This window comes from Anaerobacillus sp. QJM3NY_32 (genome assembly GCF_056173645.1).
Map to the genome: position 1 here is coordinate 2,427,741 of NZ_CM149684.1, position 20,827 is coordinate 2,448,567.

22 protein-coding genes, 7 tRNA genes and 1 riboswitch are annotated in these 20,827 nt (G+C 39.3%); of the genes, 10 read left to right on the top strand and 19 right to left on the bottom strand.

Translation table 11 applies throughout. The features are described 5' to 3' along the window. Nucleotides 1–277: 277 nt before the first annotated feature. The 9 genes from AC0VYH_RS12700 to AC0VYH_RS12740 all read right to left on the bottom strand — a co-directional run bounded on the left by AC0VYH_RS12700 (nucleotide 278) and on the right by AC0VYH_RS12740 (nucleotide 3,571). Complete coding sequence (locus AC0VYH_RS12700; RefSeq protein ID WP_194221872.1) at nucleotides 278–1,123, bottom strand: bifunctional 5,10-methylenetetrahydrofolate dehydrogenase/5,10-methenyltetrahydrofolate cyclohydrolase; 846 nt, start codon at nucleotides 1,121–1,123, stop codon at nucleotides 278–280. A 41-nt stretch (nucleotides 1,124–1,164) separates the two neighbouring features. Beyond that, nucleotides 1,165–1,247: riboswitch (ZMP/ZTP riboswitch) on the bottom strand. A 191-nt stretch (nucleotides 1,248–1,438) separates the two neighbouring features. Next, nucleotides 1,439–2,749, bottom strand: a complete 1,311-nt coding sequence (locus AC0VYH_RS12705) for an ATP-binding protein (RefSeq protein WP_475372605.1) — start codon at nucleotides 2,747–2,749, stop codon at nucleotides 1,439–1,441. Between the two features lie 134 nt (nucleotides 2,750–2,883). Next, nucleotides 2,884–2,957, bottom strand: a tRNA-Arg gene (locus AC0VYH_RS12710). A 91-nt stretch (nucleotides 2,958–3,048) separates the two neighbouring features. Continuing rightward, nucleotides 3,049–3,122: transfer RNA gene (locus AC0VYH_RS12715), tRNA-Gly, on the bottom strand. Nucleotides 3,123–3,127: 5 nt separating this feature from the next. Then, a tRNA-Gln gene (locus tag AC0VYH_RS12720) sits at nucleotides 3,128–3,202 on the bottom strand. Between the two features lie 4 nt (nucleotides 3,203–3,206). Beyond that, nucleotides 3,207–3,291: transfer RNA gene (locus tag AC0VYH_RS12725), tRNA-Tyr, on the bottom strand. A 17-nt stretch (nucleotides 3,292–3,308) separates the two neighbouring features. After that, nucleotides 3,309–3,385 (bottom strand) — tRNA-Met (locus tag AC0VYH_RS12730). Nucleotides 3,386–3,399: 14 nt separating this feature from the next. Continuing rightward, nucleotides 3,400–3,476, bottom strand: a tRNA-Arg gene (locus AC0VYH_RS12735). A gap of 10 nt (nucleotides 3,477–3,486) precedes the next feature. After that, nucleotides 3,487–3,571, bottom strand: a tRNA-Leu gene (locus tag AC0VYH_RS12740). 162 nt (nucleotides 3,572–3,733) lie between these two features. On the opposite strand from AC0VYH_RS12740, the gene kynU reads away from it, so the two are divergent. The 7 genes from kynU to AC0VYH_RS12775 all read left to right on the top strand — a co-directional run bounded on the left by kynU (nucleotide 3,734) and on the right by AC0VYH_RS12775 (nucleotide 8,990). Next, nucleotides 3,734–5,011: a kynureninase gene (gene kynU / locus AC0VYH_RS12745; RefSeq protein WP_475372606.1), complete on the top strand. Its 1,278-nt coding sequence runs from the start codon at nucleotides 3,734–3,736 to the stop codon at nucleotides 5,009–5,011. A gap of 58 nt (nucleotides 5,012–5,069) precedes the next feature. Next, on the top strand, nucleotides 5,070–5,255 hold the full coding sequence (locus tag AC0VYH_RS12750; protein ID WP_226613644.1) for a hypothetical protein: 186 nt from the start codon (nucleotides 5,070–5,072) through the stop codon (nucleotides 5,253–5,255). A gap of 11 nt (nucleotides 5,256–5,266) precedes the next feature. Next, nucleotides 5,267–5,551 (top strand): spore coat protein, encoded by a 285-nt coding sequence (locus tag AC0VYH_RS12755; protein WP_475365355.1) that lies wholly within the window; start codon nucleotides 5,267–5,269, stop codon nucleotides 5,549–5,551. 123 nt (nucleotides 5,552–5,674) lie between these two features. Next, nucleotides 5,675–7,057, top strand: a complete 1,383-nt coding sequence (locus tag AC0VYH_RS12760; RefSeq protein WP_475372607.1) for an alanine/glycine:cation symporter family protein — start codon at nucleotides 5,675–5,677, stop codon at nucleotides 7,055–7,057. Nucleotides 7,058–7,169: 112 nt separating this feature from the next. Further along, complete coding sequence (locus AC0VYH_RS12765) at nucleotides 7,170–7,334, top strand: YjcZ family sporulation protein (protein WP_370314233.1); 165 nt, start codon at nucleotides 7,170–7,172, stop codon at nucleotides 7,332–7,334. A gap of 197 nt (nucleotides 7,335–7,531) precedes the next feature. Further along, a complete protein-coding gene (locus AC0VYH_RS12770; protein WP_430243023.1) occupies nucleotides 7,532–8,065 on the top strand; it encodes a 5' nucleotidase, NT5C type in 534 nt (177 codons plus the stop codon). A gap of 10 nt (nucleotides 8,066–8,075) precedes the next feature. Next, nucleotides 8,076–8,990, top strand: a complete 915-nt coding sequence (locus AC0VYH_RS12775; protein ID WP_430243025.1) for an NAD(P)/FAD-dependent oxidoreductase — start codon at nucleotides 8,076–8,078, stop codon at nucleotides 8,988–8,990. 54 nt (nucleotides 8,991–9,044) lie between these two features. Here the strand turns inward: AC0VYH_RS12775 and AC0VYH_RS12780 are convergent, their stop codons facing one another. Further along, nucleotides 9,045–10,253, bottom strand: coding sequence for a D-alanyl-D-alanine carboxypeptidase family protein (locus AC0VYH_RS12780; RefSeq protein ID WP_430243027.1), 1,209 nt, complete (start codon nucleotides 10,251–10,253; stop codon nucleotides 9,045–9,047). A 268-nt stretch (nucleotides 10,254–10,521) separates the two neighbouring features. Beyond that, complete coding sequence (locus tag AC0VYH_RS12785) at nucleotides 10,522–10,686, bottom strand: hypothetical protein (RefSeq protein WP_194221881.1); 165 nt, start codon at nucleotides 10,684–10,686, stop codon at nucleotides 10,522–10,524. 175 nt (nucleotides 10,687–10,861) lie between these two features. Here AC0VYH_RS12785 and AC0VYH_RS12790 point away from each other — a divergent pair, with 175 nt between their 5' ends. Beyond that, nucleotides 10,862–11,065 (top strand): alpha/beta-type small acid-soluble spore protein, encoded by a 204-nt coding sequence (locus tag AC0VYH_RS12790; protein ID WP_098443926.1) that lies wholly within the window; start codon nucleotides 10,862–10,864, stop codon nucleotides 11,063–11,065. A gap of 51 nt (nucleotides 11,066–11,116) precedes the next feature. On the opposite strand, the gene AC0VYH_RS12795 is transcribed toward AC0VYH_RS12790, so the two are convergent. The 5 genes from AC0VYH_RS12795 to AC0VYH_RS12815 form a co-directional block, all read right to left on the bottom strand. Then, the gene (locus AC0VYH_RS12795; protein ID WP_430243029.1) at nucleotides 11,117–11,614 is read right to left on the bottom strand and encodes a hypothetical protein; all 498 of its coding nucleotides are present in this window, start codon (nucleotides 11,612–11,614) and stop codon (nucleotides 11,117–11,119) included. A gap of 54 nt (nucleotides 11,615–11,668) precedes the next feature. Then, nucleotides 11,669–11,923, bottom strand: a complete 255-nt coding sequence (locus AC0VYH_RS12800) for a DNA alkylation repair protein (RefSeq protein ID WP_194221883.1) — start codon at nucleotides 11,921–11,923, stop codon at nucleotides 11,669–11,671. Nucleotides 11,924–12,025: 102 nt separating this feature from the next. Then, nucleotides 12,026–12,388: a YppE family protein gene (locus AC0VYH_RS12805; RefSeq protein WP_194221884.1), complete on the bottom strand. Its 363-nt coding sequence runs from the start codon at nucleotides 12,386–12,388 to the stop codon at nucleotides 12,026–12,028. Between the two features lie 107 nt (nucleotides 12,389–12,495). Beyond that, nucleotides 12,496–12,990 (bottom strand): MerR family transcriptional regulator, encoded by a 495-nt coding sequence (locus AC0VYH_RS12810; RefSeq protein ID WP_430243031.1) that lies wholly within the window; start codon nucleotides 12,988–12,990, stop codon nucleotides 12,496–12,498. A gap of 333 nt (nucleotides 12,991–13,323) precedes the next feature. Then, nucleotides 13,324–14,274, bottom strand: coding sequence for a DUF2515 family protein (locus tag AC0VYH_RS12815; RefSeq protein WP_475372608.1), 951 nt, complete (start codon nucleotides 14,272–14,274; stop codon nucleotides 13,324–13,326). Nucleotides 14,275–14,372: 98 nt separating this feature from the next. Here AC0VYH_RS12815 and recU point away from each other — a divergent pair, with 98 nt between their 5' ends. After that, on the top strand, nucleotides 14,373–14,978 hold the full coding sequence (gene recU / locus AC0VYH_RS12820) for a Holliday junction resolvase RecU (protein WP_430243033.1): 606 nt from the start codon (nucleotides 14,373–14,375) through the stop codon (nucleotides 14,976–14,978). 78 nt (nucleotides 14,979–15,056) lie between these two features. After that, nucleotides 15,057–17,747 (top strand): PBP1A family penicillin-binding protein, encoded by a 2,691-nt coding sequence (locus AC0VYH_RS12825; RefSeq protein WP_475372609.1) that lies wholly within the window; start codon nucleotides 15,057–15,059, stop codon nucleotides 17,745–17,747. Between the two features lie 103 nt (nucleotides 17,748–17,850). Here the strand turns inward: AC0VYH_RS12825 and nth are convergent, their stop codons facing one another. From nth to asnS, 3 genes are all read right to left on the bottom strand, one after another. Then, nucleotides 17,851–18,513 (bottom strand): endonuclease III, encoded by a 663-nt coding sequence (gene nth, locus AC0VYH_RS12830; RefSeq protein WP_475365362.1) that lies wholly within the window; start codon nucleotides 18,511–18,513, stop codon nucleotides 17,851–17,853. Nucleotides 18,514–18,601: 88 nt separating this feature from the next. Continuing rightward, nucleotides 18,602–19,318, bottom strand: a complete 717-nt coding sequence (locus tag AC0VYH_RS12835; protein ID WP_430243038.1) for a DnaD domain-containing protein — start codon at nucleotides 19,316–19,318, stop codon at nucleotides 18,602–18,604. Between the two features lie 210 nt (nucleotides 19,319–19,528). Next, nucleotides 19,529–20,821: an asparagine--tRNA ligase gene (asnS, locus tag AC0VYH_RS12840; protein WP_194221890.1), complete on the bottom strand. Its 1,293-nt coding sequence runs from the start codon at nucleotides 20,819–20,821 to the stop codon at nucleotides 19,529–19,531. Between the last annotated feature and the right edge of the window lie 6 nt (nucleotides 20,822–20,827).

Genomic DNA, 20,827 nt, shown 5'->3' on the forward strand with positions numbered 1-20,827 from the left:
TCATTACTGCTGAAAGGAAAAGGCACTCACTACTCATCACTTCTGTGTGAAGCGATGAATAAACGATTCATTATCTATGATAGTATCACATTTTTATCTTACTGAAATAAGAGACTATTATAAAAACTATGTTCGTTCGTATAATTGATCACCTTACATAATTCCACTATGTTCATAACCAAGGTGGTATGATTGAATTTAAAAAGCAGCTTAACTTAAAGGACAAATTAAGTATTTGTCCTCCTACATTAAACTGCTTTTCATATCTTATGTTATTTTAACGAACTGTTTTCTCAGCTGCATCAACCGTATGCTTTAGTAGCATAGCAATTGTGACAGGTCCAACTCCACCTGGGACAGGTGTGATATAGGAAGACTTTCTAGCAGCAGCCTCATATTCAACATCCCCGATGTTGCCTTTGTTGTACCCGGCATCGAGCACAACCGCTCCTTCTTTGACCCAGTCCCCTTTAATAAATTCTGGTTTTCCTACAGCAGCTATCACAATATCTGCTTGACGAACATGAGAAGCAAGATCTGCGGTCCTTGAATGACACGTTGTAACTGTAGCATTCTGATTTAATAAGAGAGCCGATACTGGTTTTCCTAGAATTGGACTACGCCCAACAACAACAGCGTGCTTTCCTTCAGCTTGAATATCATAATCTTCCATAATTTTCATAATAGCCGCTGGAGTACAGGATGGGAAAGTTCCAAACCCAAGAGCTGTTTGGCCATATCCAGCACTTGTTACCCCATCAACGTCCTTCTCAATAGCAATGGTTTCAAAAGCAAGACGCTCATCAACTTGTGATGGCACTGGATGTTGAAGTAAGATACCGTGTACTGATGTATCATTGTTTAATTCTTCAATAGTTTGAACTAACGTTTCTGTTGTCGTGTCTTCAGGGAGATGAATTTTTTTAGACGTAATTCCTACCCGTTCACAAGCGTTGCCCTTCATTCTCACATACGTTTCAGAAGAAGGATCATCTCCAACTAGAATCGTTACAAGACTTGGTGTAACTTCTTTTTCTTTAAGAGAAGCTACTCTTGTTTTCAGATCTTCCTTTATGCGATTTGCAACTGCTTTTCCGTCTAAAATTTTAGTTTCAATTGTCATTTCTATTCCTCCTGAAAATTGGTAAAGAATGAGGTCACTCACTTCTTCGCCCAGACGACCGGCATTGTACACCGCAGCTCCCTCGTGGTTATTTCCACATTTGTCGTCAGTTACTGCAATGAATCGTTTCTACGGATATAGTAGCACAATTCATAAAAAAACAAAAGAAACACACCTAAAAAACTCATCAAAAGTGAATAAACAACTTCGAATAACAAGTATCGTTCGTCTTTTTCTAATTTTCAGCTATATTAGCTTATCCTATTGATTCTTGATTCGGGCACATTCGAGTAAAATCTTCGTTTCACTCGCCTTTCATTCCAATATGTGCTGATCTATCATAAGACGAGGTAGTTTCATTTCAAATGTAGACCCTCGCCCTTCTTCACTCTCAATTAATAACTCTCCTCCGTGTTGTTCTATAATCTTCAAACACACTGATAACCCAAGCCCAGTACCACTCTCTTTTGTTGTAAAAAATGGTTCCCCTAGTCGATCAATATCTTCTTTAGAAATACCGGCGCCATTGTCGGTAATCCTTACAGATATAAACATCTCTTGAACATCCATACTCACATGAAGATATTTCGATTTCTCCATTAGACTCATTGCTTCAATAGCGTTTTTCATGAGATTAATAAACACTTGCTTTATTTGATTAGGATCAGCAAAAACAACTGCTTCCTCATTCCCAAAATTCGTTTGTAATGTCACATCGTTCAATAGAGCATTAGACTCAATCAAGGTTGAGACCTGCTTTAATAAACCTTTCATTTCAACATTCGTAAATAATGTACTATGCGGCTTTGCTAGCGTTAGGAGTTCACTTAGCACTAATTCGATACGGGATATTTCTGAAAAGATTATTTCAAAATACGGCATAGTGGATTCCTTCTTCTCAAGCAGTTGAAGAAATCCTTTCACTGATGTTAGAGGATTCCGAACTTCATGAGCAATTCCAGCGGCAAGCTGTGCAGCTGATGCTAGCTTTTCAGATTTAACCGCAAGGGCTTCATTTGTTTTAAGTAACCGCTCTTCTGATTGCTTTCTAAAGGTTTTATCCTTAATCGTTCCTGTCATTCCTTCAAATCTTCCTTTAGAGCTATATTCATATTTAATAAAGACCTCACACCAGACGAACCCCCCGCCTTTTTTCTGAACCCTGAATTCAAATACGTTAGATTTTTCTGCGCCATCTTGGAATCGAGATAATTCTTTATGTATATTCAGCCGATCATCTGGATGTATATAAGATAAGCTGTATGTGCCTATTGATTCCTGAACGTCGTATCCAGTTAACTCACCCCACGCTTCATTCAACCAGATCCAACTACCATCTATTCCAGTTTGAAAAACAACTTCGTTTAAGCTGTTTATGACACTATTATAGTTTTCTGATAGTTTACGATATTTTTCCTCACTATCTTTTAATTTGGACAGAAGTATGACAGAGCGATCATAATAAGAAGAGAACCACCAAACAATTACCATAACTGAGATCGTAAAGAATATGTCCATTAACCAATTGATTTTAATTCCATTAACAGAATAAAGCCAATAATCCCATAATAAAATCGCTATTAAAAACGTTACAACAGATATAATTCTTCCTTTATATCGCTTCATTTCGTCACCATTTCCTAAGTGATTTATTAATTACTAGTTTATTGGAAATGGAGCGTATGTGCAAACACACATGTGCCATTAATAGGATAAAAAAACTCCTTGAATAAGTAATCTTATTCAAGGAGTTTTGGGTATGCGCCTTAGAGGATTCGAACCTCTGACCCACAGCTTAGAAGGCTGTTGCTCTATCCTACTGAGCTAAAGGCGCACGATATGAATGGTATTCCATCTCAACAAAAGTATACCATGATTAAAATCAGGTTGTGAAGTAGCTTTTAAAACTCTTCTACAATATGTAATGGAGCGGGTGATGGGGATCGAACCCACGACATCAGCTTGGAAGGCTGAGGTTTTACCACTAAACTACACCCGCAAAAATGGCTGGGCTAGCTGGATTCGAACCAACGCATGACGGAATCAAAATCCGTTGCCTTACCGCTTGGCTATAGCCCAATCATGGTGGAGGGGGACGGATTCGAACCGCCGAACCCTGAGGGAGCGGATTTACAGTCCGCCGCGTTTAGCCACTTCGCTACCCCTCCATGATGAAATTGTAATATGGTAGCGGCGGAGGGGATCGAACCCCCGACCTCACGGGTATGAACCGTACGCTCTAGCCAGCTGAGCTACACCGCCACTTAAATTATGTATGGTGCGCCCGAGAGAAGTCGAATCCCTAACCTTCTGATCCGTAGTCAGACGCTCTATCCAATTGAGCTACGGGCGCAAAAAATATATGGTGCGGGTGAAGGGACTTGAACCCCCACGTCGTAAGACACTAGATCCTAAGTCTAGCGCGTCTGCCAATTCCGCCACACCCGCATGTGCTGTGCATCAGCGACGTTTAATAATATACCATTGAATCATTTAAAATGTCAATCGTTATTCTAAAAAAATGTAGAAAGTTTCTTTTGCAAAGAGTGAAAGCGTTGACATGCTCTTCTCCCTCTCATACGATAAGTTGTAGAAAAGGAGCTGTTACATATGAGTTTATCACAGTCCATTACAGGCGCAAAAGAATTCGACAAGAAAGACCCTTTAGCCCATTTACGTGATAAGTTTTACTTAAATCCAAATACGCTATATTTGGATGGTAATTCACTTGGTCTTCTATCAAAGAATGCGGAAGCATCCCTTCTTCGATCTCTTGATGACTGGAAGCAACATGGAATTGATGGCTGGTCTGATGGAAAGCAGCCCTGGTTTTATATGGCAGAAAACATCGGTGAGATGACATCAACGCTAATCGGTTCACATGCTTCTGAAACAATTACTACCGGTTCAATTACAACTAACCTTCATCAGATGCTCGCTACTTTTTTTAAACCTTCAGGAAACAAAACAAAAATACTAGCCGATTCTTTAACATTTCCATCTGACATTTATGCTATTCAAAGTCAGCTTGAACTCCATGGGTTATCCCCAAAAACTAATCTAGTACAAGTTCCGAGCCGTGACGGAAGAACAATCCTGGAAGAAGATATCATTGAGGCCATCGATGAGACTATAGCCCTTATTCTCCTCCCTTCCGTACTTTACCGGAGCGGACAATTACTAAATATAGAAAAAATCACAAAAGCAGCCCATTCTAAAGGAGTAATCATTGGCTTTGACTTAGCTCATTCAATCGGAGCCATTCCACATAAACTTCACGACTGGAACGTTGACTTCGCGGTTTGGTGTACATACAAGTACTTAAATAGTGGCCCTGGTGGTGTTGGTGGACTTTTTGTGCACGAAAACCACCTTGGCAGACGACCCGGTCTTGCTGGATGGTTCAGTTCCAAGAAAGAAGTGCAATTCGATATGAGCCATACGCTTACTCATGCTGAAACCGCTGGCGCATTTCAAATAGGCACACCCCACATTTTTAGTATGGCTCCTTTAATAGGAGCTTTGGAATTGATGAACGAAGCTGGCATAGATGCGATTCGAGAAAAATCATTGTCTCTTACCAACTATTTAATGTGTCTTATTAAAGAAAATCTTGCTGAAGATGGTTTTACAATCACTAATCCATCAGAAGATGATCGACGGGGTGGGCATATTTGTCTCGAGCACGATGAAGCTGCTCGAATTTGCAAAGCGCTAAAACAAAAAGGCGTCATTCCAGATTTCCGCTCACCAAACGTCATTCGCCTTGCACCAATTGCTCTCTATTCATCATTTGAAGATGTTTATCATGTTGTCCAAATTCTAAAGAGTATTATGATTAAAAAAACGTATCAGCAGTTTTCTAACGAGCGAAATGTTATCGCTTAAGTGAGTATAATTTGGTTTTTCTCCATTCATACTATGTGAAATGAAGGAGGGAAACAGGATGACTCAGCTGAACGAACTTGAACTTCAAAACCTGCGTCACATGATCGGCGGACATGAAACACTCGCAAACAAACTTGATTCCTATGCCCAATCTTGTACTTGTCCGCAGCTTAAGCAAATGCTTCAAAAGGATGCACAAGACGCACGCAACACACAACAACAATTAATCGGCTTCTTAAGTTAAGGAGGGATTTTATGAATGAGAAAGACATGGTAAATGATTATTTATCCGTATTGAACAGCAGCTTAAGTAATTACGGGAGCGTCATTTCTCAAGCTGACAATCAACAACTTCGTCAGGCTCTTCAACAAATTAGAAATACTGATGAGCAGCGACAGTATAACCTTTATCAATACGCTAAACAAAAAGGGTATTATCAGCCAGCTGCCAAAGCCCAAACCAATGAAATTCAACAAGTTAAAAACCAACTAACAGCTCCGCAGCAACAACAGAATAATCAGCCTCCCCAGGTCCATTAATCCAGAGCCGGTGAAAACCGGCTCTGTGTCTTTATGCTCATTTTTTCATAATTTTGTAAATAGCGTTTCGGCCTCCCTTTATATGGATAATTAAATGAGTATTACCTATAAGGAGAGATTGATATGGACTATATTCTTAATGCAATAACTGAATTTTCCGCGTTCATCTGGGGTTATCCTATGATGATTTTACTCTTAGGCGGTGGATTATTTTTAACAATCCGCCTCGGCTTCTTTCAAATAATCTTTTTTCCCCACGCTTTAAAACATACCATCGGTAAAATTTTCAAAAAAGAAAAAGGTGATGGAACAATTTCTCCATTTCAAGCCTTTGCCTCCGCTCTCGCATCTACTGCAGGTGCTACAAACATTGTTGGGGTTCCTGTGGCAATCGCTTTTGGAGGACCTGGCGCTATTTTCTGGATGTGGATTGTCGCTATTATTGGAATGTCTACAAAATTCTCGGAAATTGTTCTTGGGATCAAATACCGAGAGGAAGACAAAAATGGCGTTTATGTTGGTGGCCCAATGTATTACATAAAAAAAGGCTTGGGATGGAAGTTCGCTTCATCTCTATTCGCTTTTGGACTGATGATTGAAATCATTCCAAGTGTCATGGTCCAAACCAACTCCATTTCAACACTCTCAGAAAGTTCTTTTGGATTACCGACTTGGGTAACAGGTGTCTTATTAATTATCCTTATATCAATTGTTGTATTCGGTGGAATACGTAGAATTGGTTCTGTAGCTGAGAAGATTGTTCCATTCATGGTACTTACATATATTGCAGGCGCTATCGGCGTTATGGTGATTAATATAGAAGAGTTTCCAGCTGTTATGAACCTTATTTTCGTACATGCTTTTCAACCGATCTCAGCAGCTGGAGGTTTTGCTGGAGCTGGTTTTGCTGCAGCTGTTAGATGGGGCCTTGCTAGAGGGCTTTATTCAAACGAAGCTGGTATGGGTACGGCGTCTATTGCCCATTCTGCAGCACATACGCCTCATCCATGTAGACAGGGATTATGGGGCATTTTCAGCGTTTTTGTCGATACAATCGTTCTCTGCACAGTAACAGCTTTTACAGTGCTTCTTTCAGGAGCTTGGAAAGACGTTAAACCCTCAAATGCAGCTGATATGGTTTCAGATGCTTTCTCTGGACTAATGGGAGCTACATGGGGCCCCATCTTTGTTTCTTCCCTCCTATTGATTTTTGTTATCAGTACGATAGGTGTCCTTGTCTTTTATGGTGAGAAACAAGCTGAATACTTATTTGGCACACCCTTTTCTAGAGTAATGCGATTTGTTTATATTATTTCTATTTTTGTTGGAGCTATAGGAGGACTTCAATTTGTTTGGGAGCTAGTCGACATTACACTCGCCTTGTTTGTTATCCCAAACGTTATTGCGATCTTATTCCTTAGTAAGGAAGTGAAAGAACTAACTGATGACTACAAATTAAATTTCTTAAAGCAAGCCCAAACGAAAGACAAAGGCATTAGTTCATAAGAAATTCACATGGGACATTCACCTAATTTAGGTTCCTCTCCGCTCCTGCCTATATCTTTTCTAGACGGAAACATACAGTGGTAAAGAAAGAGAATTTAAAGGGGGACCTAATATGTATCATGCAAACAATGCACCATACGGAAATGAGCCTTACCAACCAGTAGCTGGAGCTTCTTACGGCATGCCTTGTCACCGACCAGCTGGAAACGGCTTTGCGCTAATTGTTGTACTATTTATCCTGCTTATTATAGTAGGAACAGCTTTTATTAAATGTTAGTTTTTAACAAGCAAGAGCCACTTGGTTCTTGCTTTTTTTAATTACGCTATGTTAGCTTAATTTTCGATTTATAGTTCATTCATTTTTTGATGAGTCAAAAATCAAGAACGTTCGTTCCATGTCCTTTCCTGAACAATTGTTCCAATTAACTTTGCCTGTTATAGTGATAAAGAATGTATGATGAAAGAAGTGAGACAATGAAAACCTTATTAATCGATATGGACTCGGTTATATGTGACCTTATGTCTGAATGGCACCAGAGATACAATCATGATTACAATGACGACTTGTCTGTTGAGAAACTTGAATGCTGGCGATCTGAAGACTATGTAAAAAATGAGTGTGGAGATAAAATTTATGAATACCTTGATCAGCCAGGTCTATTTCTTGAACTCAAGCCTCTACCACATGCTATTGAAGTAATGGAACGTCTTTCATCCGTGTATGACGTAATGATTGTCACGAGTAGCCGTACATATGCTTACACTGAAAAAGAACAATGGGTAGAAAAACACCTTCCGTTTATCGGCAAAAGAAATTTGATTTTCTCGCATAGAAAAGAAATGATTCGCGGAGATTTATTATTTGATGATGCTCCACACAACCTCATCGCATTTAAAAATTCAGGGAGAATGGCCATTGCGATGAACTATCGTTATAATCAATATGTCGACGTCCCTCGCGTGAATAACTGGTTGGAATTTGAAGAATGGCTTTCAACATGGAAGTGAGGGTACAGTGGTGACTCAACGAACAGATTTGCTAATAATCGGTGGAGGACCCGCTGGAATTTCTGCTGGAATATGGGCTAAAAGACTAGGCATTAATCATTTATTGCTTGAAGCAAAGGATAGCCTTGGGGGGCAATTAAGTACAATCTATAATCAAATTGTAGACTACCCAGGTATGGTGGTTGCAAACGGTCAGGTTTTACAGGAACAGTTCATCAAACATGCTGAGGAAATCAAATGTGATTATGTTACAAACACTTGCGTTAAGTCGATCGATTGGACTAATCGGATACTTCAAACAGCAGAAGGCAATTCATATACATTTCGCACTTTGCTAATTGCATCAGGGTCTTCCCCACGTAGGCTAGATGTTCCTGGTGAACAAGAAATGATCGAGCAAAAAGAAGTATACTCGGCAACTCGAGATAAATTGAAATTCAAAGGCAAACATGTTGCTGTAATCGGGGGCGGAGACCGCGCATTCGAAGGAGCTCTTCTTCTTGCTGAAGCTGGTTCTCAAGTTACACTAATACATCGTTCTGATTGTTTTAAAGCTCGTAAGGAATACAAAGAACCTGTCATGCTCCACCCAAACATCGACATACTAACAAAAACGTTTATTACAAAAATAGATGGAAAAGGAAAGAAGAAACTATTCCTCGCTGACGAAGATCATCACTTTACAATGATGGTTGATGGTCTGTTCATTCGAATTGGTGTTAAACCAAACACTGAACCTTACGAGGATGGCATTGACGTCGATCAGGAAGGATACATTCGATGCAACTCTTATGGTGAAACATCTCTGCCATTCGTCTATGCTGCAGGAGATGTTTGCACTAGACCGCTGTTATCAAGTATTGCCTCCTCAGTTGGACAAGGAATGACCTCTGTCAAACAGCTATCGTTCTTTCTTGAAAATTAAAAAAGGACCCTGAGGTCCTTTTTTAATTTTCAATGTTAGGTTTGAAAGTTGATTTTAAGGAAAAGTTCGATGTCTTTTTTGAGAAGAGTGACTTCTTCCAAAAAATAAAGATAGTAAAATTACCACAAAAACGCCGATCCCAAAATAGAAAATATTTTCACTAGACAGCAATGATGCTGTTTCTTCATCTTTTACTTTTGCTGCTGGTTTTGTTTCACTTTCCACTATTGTCGCACCTTTGTCTTCTTCTAAAGAATTCACTTCAAGAAAATCAGCATCCAGAATGGAAACATATGAAGCCCCTTTACTTTCAAGAATATTGTTATCAGATATGGTAAGATCTAGCTCGTCATCTCCAACTTGATAAAGGGTCATATCCTCAGAAAGACTATATTCCTCATTATTTCCAACTCCTAAATCAGTCCCCTTCTTATACTCAACTGGCGTGAAAGCATTAAACCCATAGTTAAGCATGGATAATGTGTCCTGATAAGCGATTTGATCATCGTTTGCTTTCATCGTAACAGCAATCAATTCTTGACCGTCTTTTGATGCGGTTGTCACTAAAGTGAAGCCAGACTCTGAGACATACCCATTTTTTCCACCTGTAACAAAGTCATAATCGAGTAAGAGTCGATGATGGTTAATAAGCGTCGTTTCCCAATCTTCACCAACCCATTCTAATTTTTTGATTCCTATCAAAGATCGAAACTGCTCATTTTTCATGGCGTACTGTGTTATTCTAGCCATATCTTCTGCAGTCGTTACATGATTCTCATTAAAAAGTCCATTTGGGTTAACAAAATTCGTATTTTTGACACCAATTTCTTCACGTAAAAATTCGTTCATATCTTCAGAAAACGATTCCACACTTCCACTTAAATGCTCAGCTATAGCGATTGCAGCGTCATTTCCGGAATTAACCATCATTCCTTTAACTAATTTTTCTAACGAAACGATTTCTCCTTCTTTCAAATACACCCTAGTACCATCTGCTTTACGTGCACGCTCGCTTACCGTTACCATATCATCCATCTCTCCGGATTTAACAGCCATAAATGCAGTCACAATTTTTGTAATACTCGCCGGGTACATTTCGTCATTGCCATTCTTATTAAAAAGAATTTGTCCTGTTTTGCCATCGATCAGTATAGCGGTTTCGCTTCTTACATTTGGTAGTTCCTGTGCTTGCGTTACTGATGGAAATAAGCTTACAGTTAAACATATGACCATTATAAGATTCGAATAGTGTTTTAGAATCATGGAAGCTCCTCTTTCTTTTAAATGCTATTTAAACTGTTCGTTCCATATTTTCATACATTGTCTAGTATAAAAGACCTGATCCGTTTTCTATTATAGCTAAGAGTGGTAAAACAGAAAATACTTATTTCTTTATACCCTCTCTAACAACTTTTAATATAAAAGTATTGGAATGAACTAATTTTTCATTTTCTTTTTTATTTGTGAATCCTGAATTTGATAGAAGTAAAAATAAATTCAACCATAATAAAAACCGCTCAGGGCGGTTTAGTTAAGAAGCATACGATCCTTTCCACTGCTCTACCATGGTTTGAGGGGCACTCCAGCAGACCCAGGATACAAGCACTTTATTTTCTTCAGATATCACCAACCAATATTCCAACCTTCTTTTATCGAGGTTTTGATAAAATCCTGTCTTAGTAATAAAGCGATCCATTCTTATATCCCTCCAGTTCATTAGTCTCTAAATAACATATTCGTTACCCAAATACAGAACCCTCTAAATTTTCAGAAAAATGAACGTCTCCGTAACTACCAAAAAGTTCCTATATTAAGATTGTATATCATTCTTTACTCCTGAGCATTATATTAGTCAAGGAGGTGTACACAACATGGCAAACAACAATAGCTCAAACAATCTGGTAGTCCCTGGTGTACAACAGGCTTTAGATCAAATGAAGTACGAAATTGCTAGCGAATTCGGCGTTCAACTTGGCCCAGACTCCACTGCTCGCTCTAACGGTTCTGTTGGAGGAGAAATCACTAAGCGCCTTGTCCAAATGGCTGAACAGCAAATGGGCGGCGGAAGCTACTAATCACCAACTGCATAGTATGGATATAGAGGGCGGAGCAATCCGCCTTCTTCTTTATTCTCCAAGTAACGTTGAAGTTTGTACAGCATGTGCAATTAACTCCGAAAGATCACTTATTTGATCTTCATTAATTCGACGGTTAAATTCTAAAACAATGTGAGTCTTTAATTGTTCCTCATCCTCGTATGGGAAAGATATCGTTTGTCGGATAGCAGGTCGATAACCCCAAATACTTCGGATATCTTCTTCAATCTGTTCACAGTCCTCTGCATCTGATATGGCAACATCAAACAGAATTTTGATTTCACATCCTGCTTGAACATGCTCTAGCTTAAGCTGCTCCGCACTGAAACTAGCTAGATCAGCAAAAAGTTCAATCGTTACATTCACATGTTCATTTTCACTAAACTCTACTTGATACTTTCTTGAAAGAGAAGCTAAATCAACCAGATCTTTTCGATTGATGATGGAGATCTCACCATCAAGATCTCGATCATATAGCTCTCCCTCAAGAACTACTTTTACATTCTCATATATAGTTGGATCAAACATCCTGTCCCCCTCCTTACATTCTCACTATATCATGAATAAAGGAGGGAAAAGTCATTAAGAATTAGCACGTGGATGTGATCGAGCAAATTGAATAAAGGTTTCTTCGTCTCCAATTTCGCCACATGCCCCACATTGAACTCGTATGCTTGGTCCTTTATAAACCATATGGAATGGATCAGCTTTTCCCTCTTCTATAATAGACATCACTTCTCCAGATTGAGGATCTAATTTAACTGAAGTCGCTTTTTGCTCAATTTTATTAAATCTCATTCGATTGGTTTTACATCGTGGGCACAAATACGCAGTCATAAACTCACTCCCTTTTTCTTTAGTGTTACTCAAAAAAAGGGAAATTTATTCATTTTAGTATGGTATGTGAAATTATACATTAAATAACGAGCATCAAGCTCGTTATGTTACTTGCTCAATTATTTTTTCAAGTACATATTCAACAGATTGGACACGCTCATTAAATTTCTTAGGTCCAGTATCCTTCTGCCACGCCACAACTGAAACCATTTCTATATTTTCGAATGTGTTTTTAATTTGAATTGGATATAAATATTTAGGTTTGTTTTCCATTACCCATGCTCTTGCTAATGGTTCCCATACCTTCAAAATCTCAAGTGCTCGATCGGCAAAAGGTTTCACTTCTTCATAGAAGTTAACTTTGTACGTATCAAGATGTGTGCGAGTAGTATATTGTACTCTCGCTTCTTCATTTATTGTGATTAGCTGTTTTGTTAGCTTTAATAATTTTTGTGTATCTTCCATTTCATTCACCCCTACTCCCTTATCCTACCATACTCACTGGTCACCAAACACATACAAAAACCTTATATCCATTTAGGACATAAGGTCAGAAGGGAACGTAAAGATCTCTAGAAACTGAATAAACTCATGATCCAGGGACGCTTGCCTTTGCCCGTCGACTGACCTACTGCCTCATGTATCGAAGTATGATCCTCAAGCTCAGATAATTTTTCTTCTAACGAAGAAACTTTCTTGACTAGCTCTTCCAGTTCAGATCGATGCTGAAGTACTTGAACGGTGATAACCTCATTAGCTTTTTCATCTAACTGTCGCTCAAGCTGTTCTAGCCTTACTGAGAAGCGATCTAACCTTTGCTCAAATCGTTCCGGTGTTACCATTGCAACTTTTGAATTGTTTTTACCAGCTGATTTAATTTTCTCCATTGAGTAACCCCTTCTTAAATCGTTTTTAATCGATTTTAGCTCCTCAAGTGTTTCATTAGAAAATAAAAAGTGGCCAAGTTCATTCTTCTCACATGATAGGTCAAAATACTTAACCCAACGCTGAACAGTAGTAGGGTTTACACCAAGTTCATCCGAAACTTGCTTTGTTTTTAATAACATGCAATCCCATCCCTTCTGTCATTCTCAGGCCTTCGCCTGTTAGTTTGTATACGTAATATTCGCCTTTCTTTTTTATTTGCCTTCTTCGTTGACAAAACTAGTACGGTTTCGGCAAAGGTAGTGGTTTAATGCTAAAGGAAAAGGATTTCGACAATGAATAGGAATGTTTTTGTAACATCTGCTCAAACTAAAGTAAGGAGGTGTCAGTATAATGACCAAAAAGCAAAAACTTGATCAAACAAAACGTAAAGGCAAAACTCAGGAAGAAACTAGAACTGGATATGGAAATAAGAAAATGGAAGGACCAGATCGACCTTCCACTTAAAAGCAGGGCTATTTCCTGCTTTTTTGTATGAGCAGATTTTCCACTTCCATCGCAATTCTGATCTGACTTCTCTTTCTTTCATACCAATCTGAAATGAGAACTTTATCTGGTAATTCCGCTTCAACTTTCATCATTTTTTTTACTAGTAATTGACCTCTAAACCAATCTTTCTTATCCTGTTGATGATGAGGAATAATTGGATAAACCTGTCTTAACATTGGTCCCTCTCTTCTTTTCCCCATGAACCTTTCATAATCGTAGCGTGATCCCGTTGGAGCAACTTTCATTGCAAAATGATAAAATGCACTAAAATAATTAGGATGAAAGAGGAGCTTAGCTAAGCTTTTTCCTAGCTTAATTCGGTTACGGGTATGACGAAAACCACTAACTGATAAACCAAATAGCTCTCCCCTCACTGTCGGAAAAAGAACTGTGCTAAAATGGAACCAATCTTGAATGGTGAATAGCAATGAATGAAATACCTTCTTAGCATATAAATGATGTTCCATAAGCGGTCCTTCAATCACGTGCTGCTCATTAATAATTAACGCCGTCATTAAACGATCCTGATCACCTAACTCAAGAAAAGTTTTCCATTCTTCTAACATAAAGCACGATATTCCAAGATCTCTACCAAAATGGAAGAAGGAAGTGTTTGCTTTCTTACCTAGCTCATAGAGCAATAGCTGTGGGGCTGCGTCTGCAAAGATGATCCAATTAGCTCGTTCATATGTTAGGAATAACTTCATTAATTGCTCTTCCTTTATTGCCTTAGGAAACCATTCTCCTTGTAAGTCAGTCATACTCCAACCGGCATTCCTAGAAACCATCGCGGCAAGGAACGACCATTTTATTTCTGGATTCCGATTGAAAAAATCTTGATAAAATACGGTACGTGAAATATTGTCAATGTTCCATTTTTCTATCGCTTTTGTGATTGTTTTCGTGACGTTCTCCACAATTTTTTTCACCTGCTTGAAACATTTTTGTCGTACAACTCGTAATAAGTAAAGTAAAATAGATTCAGTGCACCTTTTATATAGAAAGGATGGTTAACGTGCCGATTCGATATCCGAACGGAAAGCCGTACGTCCCTTCGGCTCAGAATCAGCTAGCAAATCAGAAACAAAAAACATACAGCAACCGTGGTATGACATTAGAGGAAGATATTAATCATAGTAATACGTATTATCTCTCAACAGGCAAAGCTGTTATACACAAAAAGCCTACGCCTGTTCAAATTGTTAACGTTGATTATCCCAAACGAAGCGCAGCCGTGATAAAGGAGGCCTACTTTAAGCAGGCATCTACGACTGATTATAATGGCGTTTACAAAGGAAGGTATGTGGATTTTGAAGCGAAGGAAACAAAAAACAAAACAGCTTTTCCATTAAGTAACTTTCATGAACATCAAATTGAACATATGAAACAAGTTCATGAGCACAACGGAATCTGCTTTGTGCTTTTACGTTTTTCAATCACTGACGAAGTGTTCCTTATGGATGCCGCTATGCTCTTTTCCCACTGGGAAACAATGAAAATTGGCGGAAGAAAATCCATTAGAAAAGAGGAGATTGAAAAGCAGGGAACGCATATTCCTTATACCTATCAACCGCGCATTGACTATATCAAGATTATTGATAAAATGTACTTCAGTTATTAAACAACTGGTTTAAATTCATAAAATGAAGGGTTCATTCGAATCCTATTAACAGTACAGGCTTGAAAGGCAGGAATATTCATGAGTGAATATCAATCACGTCAAGAACGACGTAAATCAAATGACAAGAAAAAGAAGTCCCCGAAGAAAGCTGGGAAGAAAGGTATTTTCAAAAAAATCTTTCTAACCCTCGTTGTTTTGTTTTTAGTTGGTTTAGTTGCTGGGGGAATCACCTCAATTGCCTATATCAACAATGCACCAGAGCTAGATCCAGAAAAGCTTACGAATCCACAGTCCTCCATCATACTGGATAAAAAGGATGAAGAAGTTCAAACTCTCGCAGGAACCGATGCAAGAGAAGTCGCTAAAATTGATGAGATTCCGGATATTCTAAAAAATGCTTTTGTCTCTGTTGAAGACACTCGTTTCTATGACCATTTTGGAATTGATCCACGAAGAATTGGCGGAGCTGTTCTTGCAAATATTACGCAAGGGTTTGGCGCTGAGGGTGCTAGTACGATTACACAACAGGTCATCAAGAACTCTCTCTTAACATCTGAAAAATCATTAGAACGAAAAGTTCAAGAAGCTTATCTATCCATTAAGCTTGAACAAGAATATTCAAAAGATCAGATCTTAGAAATGTATTTAAATAAAATTTATTTCGGTAATGGTGCATGGGGAGTTGTGGATGCAGCCGAAACTTATTTTGGCAAAAACATTACTGAAGAAGACTTAACACCTGGCGAAGCAGCACTACTAGCAGGACTTCCGCAGCGCCCTACCTACTATAACCCATATGAATACGCTGATCAGGCAGAACAGCGTAGAAATGTTGTGCTTAGCTTGATGGAAAAACAGGGCGTTATTACAGCTGAAGAAGCTGACAAATATCAAGCAGAAAAAGTTAGTGACATGGTTGTTGCATTAACAGAAGATAAAGAAACAGATCAATATAAAGTCTTCATGGACCAGGTTGTGAAAGAACTACGAGAACGTGATGATATTTCTGAAAAGGATATCTACTCAGGGGGACTTGAAATTTACACAACCCTAGATACGCGCGCTCAAGATATAACAACTGATGTGATTGCAAACTATCCTTATTCGAATGAAGATATGCGATCAGGGCTAGTCCTGATGGATACTAAGACTGGTTCGATTAGAGCCATTGGTGAAACACGTAAAGATGAGAACGTAATTACTTACGCAACGACAGGGAAGTTTCAGCCAGGATCAACCGCTAAACCGATTGTTGCTTATGGCCCTGCAATTGATACCGAGCAGTGGTCAACTGGCCGCTCCATTAAAGACGAGCCTCTAAAAATAGGTGACGCTAATATTCGTAACTGGGACCGCGAGTATCGTGGTCAAGTATCAATGAGACGTGCTCTCGAGATGTCTTATAACGTTCCGGCTGTTAACACCTTCCTTGAGATTGGTGAAAAACCTGCTCAAGAGTTTGCTAACAAGCTTGGTATGGATTTGAAAGATGAAGACATGGTACCTACTGCTGCTATCGGAACATTTAGCACCTCTCCCCTTCAAATGACTGGTGCTTATGCTGCTTTCGGTAACGGTGGAACGTATAATGAGCCTCACACGGTACGAAAAGTGGTCTTTCCTGACGGAAGAGAGATTAACATCGAACCTGAACCAGTAAAGGCAATGAATGATTACACAGCCTACATGGTTAGCGATATGCTTAAATCCGTTGTAAACGAAGGCACTGGAACCGATGCTAAAATTTCCGGTCTACCTGTCGCTGGTAAAACGGGTACGACAAACCATCCTCAAGAAGTCGTGCAATCACAAGGGTTCCCTACATCAGGTATTGTAAGAGATGCCTGGTTTGCTGGATATACTACGGAGTATTCCATGGCAGTATGGACAGGATTTAACGAACCAAATAAGCACTATTTAGATTCTAGCAAAGGCGAAGATGATACTTCCAAGCTCCTTTTCAAAGAAATTATGAGCCAAGTATCTGAAGGTATTAATACTGCCGACTTCCAGAAGCCCGACTCGGTCGTAGAGGTTGGCGTTGAGAAAAGCACTGGTCTATTGCCAAGTGACTACACGCCAAAGGATCAAATCGTCTATGAGCTATTTGTAAAAGGTAGTACGCCAGAAAAGACTTCTGATAAGTACAAACAACCAGACGGCGTCAAAGGACTTTCTGGAAAGTATAATGCTGACTCCAATAGCATTTCACTATCATGGCAGCCTGGTGAAGATAAGAGCTTCACTTATAAAGTAGAAATGGCTGTAAATGGTGGAGGTTATCAAGGGGTGACCGAAACAGGAGATACTGGATTTACGTTAGAAAATGCCCAAAAAGGTAGCGAATATAAATTTAAAGTAACAGCCGTTTCAGACTCAGGAGTATCAACGAAGCCTGCTGAAACATCCGTATCAGTTCCTAAAGAAGAAGAACAGGAACCTGAGGAGCCTACAGAAGAAGATACAAACGAAGATAGTGAAACACCGCCGGACGAAGGTAATGATGAAAATAGCGATGCTGGAGACGGAAACAGTGGTGACAATCAGGGAGAAGAAGAACCTCCAGCTGACGACCAAAGTGGCAACACTGATGAAAGTGGTAACGGAGGCCAGGATCAAGGAAACAATGGTTCTGGAGAAAATCCTGGTAACGGGTCTGGGAACGGTTCTAGTGACGGTTCTGGATCTGAGACTGATAATCCTGGTGACACAGGAAACACAGGTTCAAACGCTCCACCAGCCAGCACACCACCTAATGAGGAAGAATAGCTTTAAAGCCCAATCTGCAATGCAGATTGGGCTTTATTTATACTTATTTGATTTAAAGACTAACTAATTCTGTTTATTAATTCATTGTAATAATACATAAAATCTATTTGCCTTTCCGAGCTCGCTGATTCATTCTCTTCTGTCCTTCTCGGCATAGCTCGAGAAGTGGACAAATTTCACATTGCGGAGATTGAGCTTTACAATGGTACCTTCCAAAAAAAATAAAGCGATGGTGAGAAACGGACCACTCCTCTTCTGGAATTTTTCTCATGAGCGTCTTCTCAACTTCGAGAACGGAATCCTTCCATCTGCATATGCCGAGCCTCTTGCTCACTCTCTCAACGTGGGTATCCACGGCGATCGCAGGAACATCAAAAGCTACTGAAGCAATGACGTTAGCCGTTTTTCTTCCAACACCTGAGAGCTCCATTAGCTCTTCCCTCGATTCAGGAAGAGATCCGCCATATTGTTCAACAACCGTTCTGGCAAGCTTTTTTATATTTTTTGCTTTATTTCGAAATAAGCCGATCCTTCTTATATCGTTCTCGAGTTCTTCTATGGGTACTTGAAGAAAGTCTTCAGGACCGTTATATTTTTCAAACAAACCAGGAGTAACTTTGTTTACTAGTGCATCTGTACATTGAGCTGATAATACAACTGCAATAGCAAGCTCAAATGGAGTAGAATGATTCAATTCACAATGGGCATCTGGAAACATCTCCCCCATCGTATCAAGAACTGTTCTTATCTTGGCTTTCGTTAGCAAAAGTCTGTCTTCCTTTCTTATGTCTAGTATAGGCTTTAATTTGTTCATAAACAAAAAGCGGAAGCAACACTTCCGCTTTACATATGACCTATCTTCCAAGCCAGTTATATATAGGAGCACTCTGACCTGAATCTTTCTTCATATCAGGCTTAGCAGGTGCTTTTTTATCATATTGGTGCTTTCTAAACTTCTCTCCGTAGGAACGTGCCTGCTCTAATGTCTTAATGCCGTTTCGCTTCCATTCAAAGAGTATCCGGTCAATGTAGCGAAAGTTTAGCTTTCCAGCAAGAACAGCTTCTTTTAACGCCCCTTTAATTAACTCAGCATCATGCTTATCACCATCTATCCACATGGCAAGCGTCTCGCATTCAATGGGGGAAAGTGGCCTTGCAAATTCACGCTCAAACAACGTGTAAAGACTTTCTTCATTCTCATCGTTTTTCGCAGCAGCCTTCTCTGCTTCTTCTTGCTCGATCGCCTTAAAAATTCGCTCCCACAACGGGATTAGCGAATAGACTTCAGAATAATAATTCTTCGATTCGTTCTGGTGTTCCTCGATCGTTAAAACACCTTTTTGCATAAGCTGCTGTATTTTATCTAGACAAGCTTGTGGTGAATATGTCATTGCTTGGGCAAGTTCCTCCGGTGTTGGAAAAGAATTCCCCTGTTCAATAAAACTGTGTAGTCTAATTAAAAAGAAGGCATCTTCTTCATGTAAACCAACGCTAACATAGTAATTGAGCAATAGCCTTGGTACTGAAACATGACCTTCATTAATGATTTGAATGATGTGTTCCTTCTTCATCCCATCCACCTCTACCTTTCATTATAGCACGCCGGCATTTTGTGATGGGAGTAGAAAAATCTGGCTATGTACTTTCACGTACATACCATTTTTTCCTCTCATCTTCTAATCTTATCCATCTTCACTTCGTGAAATGCTTTAACCTACGGCTTTTTCATCAGATAAAGACGCTTCTTTCACATTGAAAGAAGCGTCAGCTTTGTTAGTTTATCACGGATATAGTCTATTTAAAAGACGTGGGAACGGAATTGTTTCACGCACATGTTCCACACCAGATAACCATGCCACAGTTCGTTCTAGTCCAAGACCAAAACCAGAATGTGGAACAGAACCATAGCGGCGAAGTTCAAGATACCATTTATATGCATCGTCTGTAAGACCATGTTCTTCATATCGCTGCTCCATAAGTGCTAAATCATCAATTCTCTGACTACCTCCAATGATTTCACCATAACCTTCTGGAGCGATTAAATCAGCGCATAGAACAACTTCTTCACGCTCAGGATCAGGCTTCATATAGAACGCCTTAATGTCCTTAGGATAATTAGTAATGAACACTGGTTTCTCAAAGCTTTCAGCGATTGCAGTTTCATGAGGAGCACCAAAATCTTCGCCCCATTCAATATCTGTAAAGCCTTTATCTTTCAATAGCGTAATCGCATCATCATAAGAAATGCGAGGGAATGGCGCTTGAATCGCTTCTAATTTCGAAACATCACGTTCAAGCGTTTTTAACTCAAGTTGACAATTATCTAATACAGATTTTACAAGGAAGCTAACATACTGCTCTTGAACTTCAAGACTTTCGTCATGATTCATAAATGCCATCTCAGGCTCAATCATCCAAAATTCGATTAAATGACGGCGCGTTTTTGATTTTTCAGCTCGGAATGTTGGACCAAAAGAAAAGACGCGTCCAAAAGCCATAGCTGCTGCTTCCATATAAAGTTGTCCACTCTGTGATAGATAAGCATCTTCTTCAAAATATTTTGTATGGAAAAGATCTGTTGTACCTTCTGCAGAGCTACCTGTTAGAATAGGCGGATCAATTTTAACGAAGTCATTTTCATTAAAGAATTGATAAGTTGCACGAATAATCTCATTTCGAATGCGAAGAATAGCGTTTTGGCGTCTAGAGCGAATCCAAAGGTGACGATTATCCATTAAGAATTCTGTACCATGCTCTTTTGGCGTAATTGGATAATCCACAGCTTCATGAATTAATTCAATGTTAGTAACAGTTAATTCATATCCTGATTGTGAACGATCATCTTCACGGACAACTCCTGTCACCCATACTGAGGATTCTTGAGTTAAATTCTTAGCAGCTTCCCATGCTTCTTCTGTTACTTCCTTCTTAACCATAACGCCTTGAATGAATCCCGTTCCGTCGCGAAGCTGAAGAAACTGGATCTTTCCGCTTGAACGTTTATTATGTAACCAGGCTCCAATTGTAACGGTTTGTTCAACCTGTTTATTTACGTTAGAAATCGTTGTTTTCACTTCTTA